We start from the raw sequence: 11,551 nt of genomic DNA, 5'->3' as shown, positions 1-11,551 counted from the left end.
TTAACTTCCCGGCCTATATGGCTGAAAAGCGGCCGGATTACCAGTGTGCCGGACCTGATCTTACCTTCAGGCCGTCTGCGGAAGATCCCAGACTTCACCGACATGAAGCGGCCGGAAGCGCTCGGGCGCAACGCCCTTTTGGGCAAGCGCGGCATTGAGAACGTCCTTGGGGGCGTCACGCCCCTCATTGGTCAGCTGGAAGGTGCCCCAATGGTGGCCAAGCGCGTAGTCGGCACCCGAGAGCACAAAACCCTCGATGGCTTCTTCCGGGTTCTGATGCTGGTCCTTCATGAACCAGCGCGGCTCGTAGGCGCCGACGGGCAGGATTGCGGCGCGGAACTTGCCGTGGCGTTCCCTCGCATTGGTGTAGGGCCGGCCCTTGTCGAAGCCGGTGTCGCCGATATGCAGGATCTTGCCGCCGGACGTTTCGATCACGAAGGCCGCCCACAGCGCCATGGAGCGGTCATTCATGCCACGCGCCGACCAGTGATGGCAGGGTTCGAAATGGATGGTTGCTGGTCCGGATTTGACGGCCTGACCCCAGTCGCCGGTCATGATCTGCATACCCGGAGTATGGTTCTTGATGATGGCGTCATTGCCAAGCGGCGTGATCACCAGCGGATTGTGCGCCTGCCGCAGCCGCGCCAGGGTGGTCAGATCGAGATGGTCATAGTGATTGTGCGACAGCAGCACCAGATCGATCTTGGGCAGGTCTTCAAAGGCGACGCCCGGATCGATGATCCTTTTGGGGCCTGCAAAGGACACCGGGCTGGCGCGGTCGGACCAGACGGGATCGGTGAGGATGTTGATTCCTGCAGTCTGGATCAGCATCGTCGCATGACCCACCATGGTGATTCTCAACGCATCGCCTTCAACCCGGGCTTCCGGCTTTGCCGGTGCAAAGGGGCTTGAGGCGCTTGCAGGCCAGGTTTCGCTGGTCTCGCCAAGCTTCCACTTGAGCAGCTCCGAAAATCCCTTGGGCGCCGAGCCGTCGGGATTGAAGAACCGGGTCCCGTCGAAATGATCGCTGACAGGGCCGGAATGATAGGGATTGTTGGCGCGAATGAGTGCCATTGCGGTTCCAGAGGCGCCAAGGCCAAACAACCCTGCAAGCGCGGACATTTTGAGAAAAGAGCGTCGGTTCATGGTGTGAAATATGGGCTTTCTCAGAAAAGGATCAAGAGACTGGCTTGCCCGGTCCGCGCGCCGTTTCAGGCAAGATGTTGCTGTCTGTGGCAAAGGTTCTTTAGGAAAACTCGGGTATCTCTGACTTGGAGAGGCGCTCACAAACGCGCAACCAGCGCCCTCTGCCTGATTGGCCCAAGGAAAGAAGATGAGCTTCTCGACTCCGCTCCTCGTCGTGATAACGGTGCTGGTGATCCTTCTGATCGTCATAACCGTCCGGTCGCCACAGGCGCCGGGGCGAACCGCTTTCGGGTTGGCCGCCGTGGCATCGCTCTGGTGGACCGCCATGGTCGTGCTTCGCCTCAACAGCGATGACCTGACGGACAAGATAATGTTCAGCAGGCTGGCCTGGTTTGGCATCATGGCCACGCCTCTGTTCTGGTCGGCAGCCCTTCTTGACCATGCCGGCTTCAGCCAAGTCACCAAACGCCTGCCCATCACCATCATGTTCATAGTTAGCGCGCTGGCTGGCTTGGGCGCCCTGACGGATGGCTATCATCACGGGCTCTACACCGGAATCATCAACGAAGAACGGCCGAGCTTCACCTACGGATGGCTGTTCTACACGTTGTTGCTGGTGGCGTATCTGTGCATGATGCTGGCATGCGCGATGTCGATTTCGCAACTGAAGCGGGCCGCCCGTCTGCACAGAAACCAGATGATTGCGCTGCTGATCGCAACATGTGTCCCGTGGGCATGCAACGCGGCTTTCGTTCTGTTCGGGTTCCGGCTTTTCAACGATGACCCGACGCCCTTCGCCTTCGGTGCAACGGTGTTGTCCGTGCTTTTTGCCCAACACCGCGGAAAACTGTTCACTGCACCGCCCATTGCCCGGGGCATCATTTTCTCGGTTCTGCCGGATCCGATCGTCGTGCTTGCGCCGAGCGGTCTGGTTCTCGAAATGAATCCGGCAGCGGAGAAGCTGACGGGATTCAGCAACGAAACCGTGGGGACCACACTGCCGCCGTTTCACCCGCTGATGGGTCTTGTCGCTGCGGACGGGGGGCCCGGGACAAAGAAACCGATTGTTCACTTCGCCGCGATGGGGAAGATCTTCGAAGTCTCGGTTCAGCCACTGGAGCGCTGGGGCCGGCAAGGCAGCATCATGTTCGTGTTGCGCGACGTCACCGAGCGCGAAGCAGCGCAGCAAAGCCTCTCGGATACCGGGAAAGCGCTGAAACTGCGCCTTGAGGAAAATTTGCGGCTGCAGGAGAAACTGGAGCGGCAGGCTTTTGAAGACCACCTGACAGGTCTGTTCAATCGCCGTCACGCCAGCTCCACCATGCCGCCTGTACTGGCGAGTGCGCGCGAAGACGCGCCGGTTTCCTTGATCATCGTGGATCTTGATTACTTCAAGCAGGTCAATGACCGCCACGGTCATGATGTCGGCGACAAGGTGTTGCAGGCTTTTGCAAGGATCCTCAGTGACAGCTTGCAGGCCGGAGAAATTGCGTTCCGCTACGGCGGCGAGGAATTCCTCATCGTGTTGCCGGGCGCAGGCCGCAATCAGGCGCTGGAACGATGCAGTTTGTGGCGGCAAGAGCTTGCCGCGCTGACCATTGTAGAGCTGAAGGACGACCAGCTGTCTTTCTCTGCAGGCATAGCCTTCGCACCCGAGGCAGGCGCGTCGCTGACAGAGTGCACAAAGGCAGCCGACATTGCCCTTTACCGGGCAAAGATATCCGGTCGCAACACGGATGTCGTCTGGGGCGAGCATCTTGGCGGCATGAGCCGCGACGGGTCAACCGACAACCGCAATGCGGTCGAGCGCCGGACACACAGAGCCTGGGTGTGATGCCTGGCGCGCTGGATCGGATTGCCTTGCGCAACAATCTCCACGCATCCTTTCAAATCTCAGACATGGATGACGGTACGGCGCAGGCATTGCCGTTTTGAAGCCGGCTTAAAAAACCACGCCGCTTGACCAAAAAGACTCTTGCATTTGCATGCAAAGCCTGTTGAATACGGCTCACCACAGGGGTGCCGCGTAGAGCCGCGGCTGAGATGCGGGCGACAAGCCTGCGGACCCTCGAAGCTGATCTGGATAATGCCAGCGTAGCAAGGAGGAACCAGGATGTTCGCAGGCGCGCAAGTCTCCCTTTACCCCATGACCGACGGGTTCGTGGACGTGATCATGTCGTCACTCTCGGCGCTGGATCCCTATCGAGAGCGGCTCAGGATCGAGACCGACGATATCTCCACGCTGATCGTCGGGCCGCCGGAAGTGCTGTTTCCCGCCCTGCGCGATCTTTATGTCGCAGCCGCCGCGTCCCGGCAGCATGTTGTGCTGCGGGCAACGCTGTCGCGTGGCTGTCCCGGCGAGCCTGATGACCCGATCTGCCAGACCAATGCGCTTGCCAATCCTTCCGAACCGCTTGATTCGCGGCAGGCCGGGGCCTTGGCCGCTCTGGCTGAAACGCCACAAACCGGCGAGACGGCGCGGGCGCAATTCTCGCTTTATGTGATGGGTGCCGGCGACCACATGGCCGAAATCATGGGCTGCATTGATTTCCTCAAGAGAAGCGGCACGTTCGACCGGTCGAAAAATTTCTGCACCCGGCTGATCGGCGATTCGGGTCCGGTATTTGCCACACTGCAAGAGGCCTTCTGCCGCTTCGGCCCGCCGCAGGGCCATGTCACCATTGATCTGACGGTTTCAGCCAACAGTCCTTCGATCGCCTGATCCGATGGCCCGTTTGTTGTCCCGCCTGCCGGCGGCACGGTTTCGCCGTGTCCTGCCCGCAATTCTCAGTGTCGCGGCTCTGCTCGCGGCCTGGGAAGTCTATGTCCGTGCCTCGGGCATTTTGGCGCTGGTGCTGCCGGCGCCCTCACGGGTGATCGGCCAGATCGTGGCCAATCGCGAAATCCTGTGGGCCAACACGCTGCCCACGCTCACCGCAACCCTGACCGGGTTTGCCTGTTCGCTCAGCGTGGCGTTTGCGCTGTCGGTTCTGATCGATTTCATCCCGCGTCTCAGGCGTGCCCTGTTCCCGGTCTTCGTCATCAGCCAGACCCTGCCGCTGGTGGCGATCGCGCCGCTGGTGGTGCTGTGGTTCGGCTTTGGCCTGACCCCGAAAATCCTGCTGGTGGCGCTGGTCACCTTCTTTCCGATGCTGATCGCGCTGGTGGATGGCTATCACTCCACCGATCGCGATATTTCGGCACTGCTGGCGTCGATGGGTGCGTCGCGCGCCACGATCTTCCGCCGCGCCCGGCTGCCCTCGGCGACGCCCTATTTCTTTGCCGGCTTACGGATCTCGATCACCTATGCGGTGGTGGCGGCGATCTTTGCCGAATATGTCGGCGCCCGCGCAGGGCTCGGTATCGTCATTCTCAATGCCAAGAACAGCTTCCGGCCCGATCTGATGCTGGCCGCGGTGGTGATCAGCTCAGCGCTGACGCTGGCCCTGTTTGCGGCAACGGCTCTCGCCCAACGCATGGTGCTGGGCTGGCGTCATGCGGGGGCGGGTCAATGAGCGCGCTGATGCTTGCAAATCTGGCGGTCACACTGGGCGGCACCCCGGTTCTCGACAACATTTCCCTGAGCGTGGCCAGGGGCGAGTTCGTCTCGATCCTCGGGCCATCGGGCGCGGGCAAATCCACCCTGTTCCGCTTGCTCACCGGTGCGATTCGTCCCGATGCGGGCACGATCCTGGTCGATGGCGCGCCGCTTTCACAAACACAGCGCATATTCGCCTTCATGCCGCAGCGCGATGCGCTGATGCCGTGGCGGCGGATCATCGACAATGTCACGCTCGGCCTTGAGGTGCAGGGGGTGGACCGGGAGGCCGCGCGGCGTCATGTGCTGCCGATGTTTCCGGCCTTCGGGCTAGAGGGGTTCGAGCGCCACTACCCGGCGCAGCTCTCGGGCGGCATGCGCCAGCGCGCAGCGCTTTTGCGCACCATCGTTCAGGACCGCCCGATCCAGCTTCTCGACGAACCCTTCGGCGCGCTCGATGCGCTGACCCGGGCCGAAATGCAGCGCTTCATCGAGCGCAGCTGGAGCCAGGCGCGCTGGACCATAGTTCTGGTCACCCATGATGTGCGTGAGGCGGTGGCGCTGTCGGACCGGATCTACGTTTTCTCGCGTCGGCCCGCCCGGATCCTAACCGAATTCCATGTTCCCTGGCCGCGCCCGCGGCTGGGCGGCTCGTTGCCGCCAGAGGCAAGCCGTCTTGAGGCCGAGCTTCTCGACACCCTTCTCAACCAGACAGGAGACTGATCATGAAACACATCCTTGCAGCGCTTGCCCTGCTTGTTGCCTTGCCGGTGCAGGCTGCGGAAAAACTCACCGTGGCGCTCGACTGGACGCCCAACACCAATCATGTCGGCCTCTATGTGGCCCAGGCCAAGGGCTGGTTCACTGATGCCGGTCTTGATGTCGAGATCCTGCCCTACACCGACACCTCGTCGGGCACGCTGGTGGCGACCGGTGTTGCAGAGTTCGGAATCCTCAGCGCCGTCGGCTTTCACAGCCAGCGCTCGATGGGGGCTGACATGACAGCGGTGATGGCAGTGGTGCAGCATGAAACCGGGCGGCTGGTGTTCAACGGTGAGCGCGAGGACATCCAGCGTCCCGCCGATCTTGATGGAAAGATCTATGCCGGCTTCGGCAGCGCCTGGGAAAATGCGCTGATCTCCTCGATCATCCGGCATGATGGCGGCGAGGGCAGGTTCGAGACGGTGACGCTCGGCACCTCGGCCTATGAGGCGCTGGCCAATGGTTCAGTCGATTTCACCCTTGAGGTGCGAACTTGGGAAGGGGTGAATTCGGTGCTGCTCGGCCGCCCGCAGCGCGCCTTCAATTATGCCGATTATGGCGTGCCGGATCAGCACACCACCTTCCTGGGCGGCAATGCGACCTGGCTTGCGGCCAATCCCGCCACGGCCGAAGCCTTCGTCAAGGCAGCCCAGCGCGGTTATGAATTCGCCGCCGACAATCCGGATGAAGCCGGTGACATTCTGATCGCGGAGACCAACGGCATGCTGTCCAATCCCGATCTGGTCCACGCCTCCATGCAGGCGCTGGTCGATGGCGGATTCCTGCGCGATCCCGGCGAACCCGCCGGGCTGATCGATCCGGAGCTGATTTCAGGAATCACCGCTTTCCTGTTCGAAGCGGGGATCCTGCGCGACGCCAATGGTGACGTGCACAAGGCAATGCCGGATGTGTCGGGCTGGACCACCAACCAATATCTGGCGCAGTAGCTCGCGGGATCTTTGAGAGGTCAGCACCGGGTTTCGGCGGAGTATTGCGCGGGCCTGTTGAACAGCAGCCGCAGGTTCCGCTTGATGATGTTGACCCAGATCAGAAATGGCAGGCCCCGGAAGAAATCCGGAGCCGCGCCCTTGCCTGCATGGCCCAGCGTGCGCAAGGCGACAGCGGGCGTTGCGGGGAAAAAGAAGCTGCGCGCAGTGACGGGGCTGTTGTCGGTGAGTTGCCGCAGCGCCTTGCGGGTGGCGGTGGGATTGTTCCATTCCGCGTGGAAAACCACGCATCTGTGCTTGTTGATGATGAACACGGCATTGGGCATGCTGCCATAGGCCTTGTGCGCATGACCTTCCAGATCGTCGATGAATATGGTCCTGGTCTCGCCGTCGAACTGCTTGAGGCGGCGGGCGCAATGGGCCTTGTCGACGAAGCTCTTGTGCGCGGGGATGTTCGCGCCGGGATGGGCTTCTCGGACATAGAGCACGGCTGAAGTTGCGTTGGGGAATTCGCGCTGCAACGGTTCCATGATGGTTCGCCGACTCTGGAACAGTGGGCAGGTGATGCTGCCAAGCTCCAGCACCAGGAAATCTCCGGGAAAGTCGAGCAGGTTTCTGCTTTCGCCGTCGACTGTCTCGAGCGTGAAGTCCAGGGCCTTGTGCCCAAGGGCAGCGCCGGTTTGGGTGTCGAACTCGTAGTCATTGGTCGAAAACCCGTCGTAATTGTAATCCTGCATGTTCAGCTCCTTTCGGGGGCGTCCGGGCCTGTGCGCGCTGTCAGTGTTTCGGTGATTTTCCGCAAGGTCCGTAGGGTTGTTTCCATGTCGTCGACCGGGATTTCGGCGACGGCCTCGGCGATGAAGGCCTGGGCTATGGGGATCAGAAGGTGTTTGAGGTCTTCGCCGTGGCGGCTGAGTGTTATGATGCTGCGGCGTCTGTCGGCTAAATCCTCGGAACGGGTGACCAGGTCTTTGCGCACCATGGCGTCGATCAGCCGGGTGACGGTGGTCCGGTCCTTGACCGTTTCCTGAGCCAGCTCGCCTGGCGTTCTCGGCCCCTTTGCCCAGAGCATCAGCAGCAGCGCCCATTCTTCGGCGCTGATCGAATGGCCGGCCGCGCGAAACCGCGCCGCCAGTTCGCTTCGGCTGAGAAATCCGATCCGGTTGACCCAGTGCAGGACGATGTCTTCATGATTGAACATGATGGGTATATACAATAGGTGTAGTTTACACGCAATAGCATGGACTTCAAATTTGTCAGACGAGCGGCGGGCGCGTTATGTGTCCGTCGTTGTGATCGGGTCGTGAGTGCCGGGGTTGACCATGGGCATGGTCCATGTACCCCTCAGCCGGGAATTTCACGTCCAGGACACGAGAGACCACGCCCCATGACCACCGAACAGATCATGCTTTTTGGAATTCTGATCGTCCTGTTCGGGATGCTGGTGTGGGGCCGGTTCCGCTACGATCTGGTGGCGTTTGTCGCCTTGCTTGCCACGGTGCTGCTCGGGCTGATCGAGCCGGGTGCGGCCTTTGGCGGCTTCGGCCATCCCGCCGTCGTCATCATCGCGCTTGTTCTGATCGTCTCGCGCGGGCTGATGAATTCCGGCGCGGTCGAGCTGATCGCCCGCTTCGTCATCTCTTCAGACCGGCCGCTTCCTGTCCATATCGGGGTGATGGCGGTGGCCGGTGCGGCGTTGTCTGCGGTGATCAACAATGTCGCGGCCCTGGCCTTGTTGATGACGCTCGACATCGATGCGGCGCGCAAGGCCAAACGGGCGGTTTCGCTCTCGCTGATGCCGCTGTCCTTCGGCACCATTCTGGGCGGAATGATCACCCTGATCGGCACGCCGCCCAACATCGTGATTGCCCAATACCGCGAGGATGCGCTCGGCGCGCCGTTCTCTATGTTCGATTTCGCGCCGGTGGGCATCGCGGTTGCTGTTGTCGGCATTGCCTATGTGGCCTTCATCGGCTGGCGTCTGCTGCCCGCGCGCCCCGATGCCGTCTCGCTGGAAGGCGATGCGGGCCTCTACGTTGCCGAAGCGCGGGTGAAGGAGGGCTCCAGATCGATCGGTCAGACCGTCGGCGACCTCTATTCCCTCGCCAATGACAGTGACGTCACGATCCTGGGCCTTGTGCGGCAGGGCAAGCGGCTGCCGGGCTTCTCGCGTGCCCGCGAACTCCGGCAGGGCGATTTTCTGGCGCTGGAAGGCGATCCCAAGCAGATCGAGGCGTTCATGGGCGCGGCCGAGCTCGATACGGTCGGGGCCGAGCACCATGGGGGGTTGCTGGGCAAGTCCCTGAGCCTTGTCGAGGTGATCGTGCCAGAAGACGCGCGCATTGTTGGCCGGACCACGGCAGGCTTGCGGCTGGTTCAGAAACACGGTGTGACGCTGCTGGGTGTTTCGCGCCAGGGCAAGCGGTTCCGCGAGCGGGTGCGCAATCTGCCGGTGAAGGCCGGCGACGTACTGCTTTTGATCGGGCCGGATGACAACATTGCCGCCGCCAGCGCCTGGCTCGGTGTGCTGCCGCTGGAAAACCGCCGGCTTGAGGTGTTGCAGCGGACCAAGGCGCTCGCCGCACTGGCGATTTTCGCGGCCTCGATTGCGCTTACCGTGATCGGCGTTGCGCCGCTGACAATTTCATTGGGTCTGTGCGTGGTGGCCTATCTGGCGCTCGGGGTGATCGGCGGGCGCGATTTCTACGCGCTGATCGAGTGGAAGGTGATCGTGCTGCTGGCCTGCCTGATTCCGGTGGGGGCAGCACTTGAGCAGACCGGGGGCAGCCAGCTGATTGCCGGGCTCATCGTCACCCAGACCGTCGACCTGCCGCCCTGGGCGGTGCTCATGGTGCTGATGGTGATCACCATGACACTGTCGGACTTTCTCAACAATGTCGCCACCGCGCTGATCGCGGCCCCGATCGGAGTCAGCATCGCCAATACGCTCGATGTCAGTCCCGACCCGTTCCTGATGGGCGTGGCGGTCGCCGCCTCCTGCGCCTTCCTCACCCCGATCGGGCACAAGAACAACACCATCATCATGGGCCCGGGCAACTACCAGTTCGGCGACTACTGGCGCATGGGCCTGATCCTCGAGGTGATCGTGATTGCCGTTTCGGTGCCGATGATCGTCTGGGTGTGGGGGTTTTAGAGGGGCGTGCAAGATTGGGGCGCGATGATTGTACCGCTTGTGCGGGATGTCGCACCTTCCCTTGGTATTGGTCTTGATTACAGGCGCATGGCTCTATGCGAGTTTGAGACATATCAGTTAAGGTCTGGCGGCCAGCCGGCTTGTGGATTATATGCCAGACAGTCTTTCGCTCTGGTCAGATGGGCTGCAATGATGTGGCGACGGAAATTTCTCAGGAAGCTTGCTTTGATCGGCGCAGTCGGGCCGTCTTTCTTGTCGACCGTGACCTATGCAGGGGTCAAGCTGGAAGGAATTGACGGCATGGCGGGCCAAGCGTTGATTGCAGCGCTACGCGAGATTGGCAAACCGGTCTGCAGCCAGATGGCCGCGAAACTGGAGGCGGATGGCTTTCCGGCGTCCGGGTTCGATCTGCATCTGCGCCGGGCCGGCTTGAGCCCGCAAGATGCGCTGGCGATCGCTCAGGGGCTGAACGCGCTGCGTTTGCACGATGCGCGCGCGATGCGCTCATTCAGCATCAGCTACAATCAAGAGATCGGCGAGACCGGTGCCGTTGCCCTCGTCGACGCCTTGCCTGCCTCGCTCCCGGAGATCGGGATGGTCGGCTGTGACCTGGGTGATGAGAGCGGCGAAGCACTCATGCAATTTGCGCTCGATGCCCCAAAGCTGAAAATGATGTGCATCGAAAACAATGCCTTCTCGCCAGAAATGCGCCGGCGCTTAGAGACATTGCGCACTCTGCGCTCTGACATGTTTTTGGTCGTCTGAACCGGGCTGAACGATACGGTTAGGCGATGGCCGGCTGTGTTGTCACAACCGTGATGGCCGCAAAGAAACAGGCCGACGCCGCAATGACGAAACCATGCCAGATCGCGTTCGAGAATTTCATTTTCTTCGCCGCGTAAAACACCACGCCGACGGTGTAGAGCAGTCCACCGGCGATGATGTAGCCAATGGGCAGTTGTGACCATGCCGACCAGAACAGCACCACGCTCATCCACCCCATGATCAGATAGAGCGCGGGGCCGAACTGACCGGGCTTGCTCCAGAACACCAGCTTGAGCACCATGCCGACCAGCGCCAGGGCCCAGACAACGGCAAGAACCACATAGGCCAGTCCGGAACCGATCATCACCACCAGAGGCGTATAGGTGCCGGCGATCTTCAGATAGATCGCCGCATGATCGATCCGCCGCAGAACCGGCCGGAGGCTCTCCCACGGGGTCATGTGGTAAAACGCCGAGGCCGAGAATGTGCCAATCAGCGTGATCGCGTAGACCGAGATGGCCGTGATTTCCAAGGGCGAGGCGACCGGCGCCGCCCACACCAGCAACAGGATCGCACCGAGCAGTGCCCCGGTGACCCCGATGGCGTGCATGCTGCCGTCGGCAATGCGTTCTGATCTGGTGTAGGTGGGGTACATGGGGCGCCTCAAACTCCGCATCAATATTAGAAGATAGCAAAACAAGCTGGCAAGAATAGGGGGAGGGTGCCGGGATTTTTTGCTGGATGGCGGGTTGGGGAGGATGCGGCGGCTGGGGGAGTGCGAGAACTGTCGTTCAGGAGTGTGAAGTCACAAATGCGGGCTTGGAGATGCGCTGGCAGTCAAGCGAGTTCGCCGTGGCCTATTTTCGCCATGTGCTGGATGCGTATGGGATTCACGTATCAGAAAAAGTAGGAACTATTCTCACTTTGTGTCATGATCGGCCACAAAGAAAGGGCTGAGCCATGGCGAATGTGAAGAAATCTTATGTGGTCGGAGACCGCTACGAAGCCTTTATTGCCGAGAAAGTTGCGTCTGGACGCTTCAACAATGCGAGTGAAGTTGTTCGGGCTGGTCTGCGGATGCTGGAGGATTATGAAACCCGCCTTGTCGAAACGCGTGCATTGGTGGACATTGCTGACGCAGAAATTGCAGCGGGCGAAGGTATCGAGTATGCTGGTGGCCAAGACATTACAGACGAAATCGTGAAACGGGGAATGGTAAGATTGTCTCAAAAAGACTAG

Annotated in this window: 12 protein-coding genes and 1 riboswitch; of the genes, 8 read left to right on the top strand and 4 right to left on the bottom strand. The window is 61.0% G+C overall.

Features of this window, described 5'->3' with window-relative positions; translation table 11 throughout:
• Positions 1–66: 66 nt before the first annotated feature.
• Entirely contained in the window at positions 67–1,122 is a 1,056-nt protein-coding gene (locus HPDFL43_RS20590) for an MBL fold metallo-hydrolase (protein ID WP_007199362.1), read from the bottom strand.
• A gap of 211 nt (positions 1,123–1,333) precedes the next feature.
• Here HPDFL43_RS20590 and HPDFL43_RS20585 point away from each other — a divergent pair, with 211 nt between their 5' ends.
• From HPDFL43_RS20585 to HPDFL43_RS20565, 5 genes are all read left to right on the top strand, one after another.
• Positions 1,334–2,980, top strand: a complete 1,647-nt coding sequence (locus tag HPDFL43_RS20585; protein WP_007199361.1) for a diguanylate cyclase — start codon at positions 1,334–1,336, stop codon at positions 2,978–2,980.
• A 171-nt stretch (positions 2,981–3,151) separates the two neighbouring features.
• Positions 3,152–3,265, top strand: a riboswitch (TPP riboswitch).
• Positions 3,260–3,868 (top strand): YkoF family thiamine/hydroxymethylpyrimidine-binding protein, encoded by a 609-nt coding sequence (locus HPDFL43_RS20580; RefSeq protein WP_007199360.1) that lies wholly within the window; start codon positions 3,260–3,262, stop codon positions 3,866–3,868. (Overlaps the previous riboswitch by 6 nt.)
• A 4-nt stretch (positions 3,869–3,872) precedes the next feature.
• Entirely contained in the window at positions 3,873–4,661 is a 789-nt protein-coding gene (locus tag HPDFL43_RS20575; protein WP_007199359.1) for an ABC transporter permease, read from the top strand.
• Complete coding sequence (locus tag HPDFL43_RS20570; protein ID WP_007199358.1) at positions 4,658–5,407, top strand: ABC transporter ATP-binding protein; 750 nt, start codon at positions 4,658–4,660, stop codon at positions 5,405–5,407. The genes HPDFL43_RS20575 and HPDFL43_RS20570 overlap by 4 nt, the downstream gene beginning before the upstream one ends.
• 2 nt (positions 5,408–5,409) lie before the next feature.
• Complete coding sequence (locus tag HPDFL43_RS20565; protein ID WP_007199357.1) at positions 5,410–6,393, top strand: ABC transporter substrate-binding protein; 984 nt, start codon at positions 5,410–5,412, stop codon at positions 6,391–6,393.
• Between the two features lie 20 nt (positions 6,394–6,413).
• Here HPDFL43_RS20565 and HPDFL43_RS21520 read toward each other — a convergent pair whose 3' ends face one another.
• Together HPDFL43_RS21520 and HPDFL43_RS20555 are read right to left on the bottom strand one after the other, a co-directional pair.
• Entirely contained in the window at positions 6,414–7,130 is a 717-nt protein-coding gene (locus HPDFL43_RS21520; protein ID WP_007199356.1) for a deiodinase-like protein, read from the bottom strand.
• Positions 7,131–7,132: 2 nt separating this feature from the next.
• Positions 7,133–7,594 carry a MarR family winged helix-turn-helix transcriptional regulator gene (locus HPDFL43_RS20555; RefSeq protein WP_007199355.1) on the bottom strand — a complete coding sequence of 154 codons (462 nt, stop codon included), beginning with the start codon at positions 7,592–7,594 and terminating at the stop codon, positions 7,133–7,135.
• 186 nt (positions 7,595–7,780) lie between these two features.
• Between HPDFL43_RS20555 and HPDFL43_RS20550 the strand changes: the two genes are divergently transcribed.
• The gene (locus HPDFL43_RS20550; RefSeq protein ID WP_007199354.1) at positions 7,781–9,547 is read left to right on the top strand and encodes an SLC13 family permease; all 1,767 of its coding nucleotides are present in this window, start codon (positions 7,781–7,783) and stop codon (positions 9,545–9,547) included.
• Between the two features lie 225 nt (positions 9,548–9,772).
• Entirely contained in the window at positions 9,773–10,312 is a 540-nt protein-coding gene (locus HPDFL43_RS20545; RefSeq protein WP_156970355.1) for a leucine-rich repeat domain-containing protein, read from the top strand.
• Between the two features lie 19 nt (positions 10,313–10,331).
• Here HPDFL43_RS20545 and trhA read toward each other — a convergent pair whose 3' ends face one another.
• Positions 10,332–10,967 carry a PAQR family membrane homeostasis protein TrhA gene (gene trhA, locus HPDFL43_RS20540; RefSeq protein ID WP_007199352.1) on the bottom strand — a complete coding sequence of 212 codons (636 nt, stop codon included), beginning with the start codon at positions 10,965–10,967 and terminating at the stop codon, positions 10,332–10,334.
• A 305-nt stretch (positions 10,968–11,272) separates the two neighbouring features.
• On the opposite strand from trhA, the gene HPDFL43_RS20535 reads away from it, so the two are divergent.
• Positions 11,273–11,551: a type II toxin-antitoxin system ParD family antitoxin gene (locus HPDFL43_RS20535; RefSeq protein WP_007199351.1), complete on the top strand. Its 279-nt coding sequence runs from the start codon at positions 11,273–11,275 to the stop codon at positions 11,549–11,551.

The sequence above is a fragment of the Hoeflea phototrophica DFL-43 genome (assembly GCF_000154705.2).
Classification (GTDB): Bacteria; Pseudomonadota; Alphaproteobacteria; order Rhizobiales; family Rhizobiaceae; genus Hoeflea; species Hoeflea phototrophica.
Note: the sequence above shows the minus strand (reverse complement) of the source record. Positions and strands in the feature narration are given on the sequence as shown.

Coding starts and splice junctions, on each gene's coding strand:
- HPDFL43_RS21520 (WP_007199356.1), bottom strand. CDS start 7,130: ATGCAGGATTACAATTACGACGGGTTTTCGACCAATGACTACGAGTTC.
- HPDFL43_RS20575 (WP_007199359.1), top strand. CDS start 3,873: ATGGCCCGTTTGTTGTCCCGCCTGCCGGCGGCACGGTTTCGCCGTGTC.
- HPDFL43_RS20580 (WP_007199360.1), top strand. CDS start 3,260: ATGTTCGCAGGCGCGCAAGTCTCCCTTTACCCCATGACCGACGGGTTC.
- HPDFL43_RS20550 (WP_007199354.1), top strand. CDS start 7,781: ATGACCACCGAACAGATCATGCTTTTTGGAATTCTGATCGTCCTGTTC.
- HPDFL43_RS20535 (WP_007199351.1), top strand. CDS start 11,273: ATGGCGAATGTGAAGAAATCTTATGTGGTCGGAGACCGCTACGAAGCC.
- trhA (WP_007199352.1), bottom strand. CDS start 10,967: ATGTACCCCACCTACACCAGATCAGAACGCATTGCCGACGGCAGCATG.
- HPDFL43_RS20590 (WP_007199362.1), bottom strand. CDS start 1,122: ATGTCCGCGCTTGCAGGGTTGTTTGGCCTTGGCGCCTCTGGAACCGCA.
- HPDFL43_RS20555 (WP_007199355.1), bottom strand. CDS start 7,594: ATGTTCAATCATGAAGACATCGTCCTGCACTGGGTCAACCGGATCGGA.
- HPDFL43_RS20565 (WP_007199357.1), top strand. CDS start 5,410: ATGAAACACATCCTTGCAGCGCTTGCCCTGCTTGTTGCCTTGCCGGTG.
- HPDFL43_RS20570 (WP_007199358.1), top strand. CDS start 4,658: ATGAGCGCGCTGATGCTTGCAAATCTGGCGGTCACACTGGGCGGCACC.
- HPDFL43_RS20585 (WP_007199361.1), top strand. CDS start 1,334: ATGAGCTTCTCGACTCCGCTCCTCGTCGTGATAACGGTGCTGGTGATC.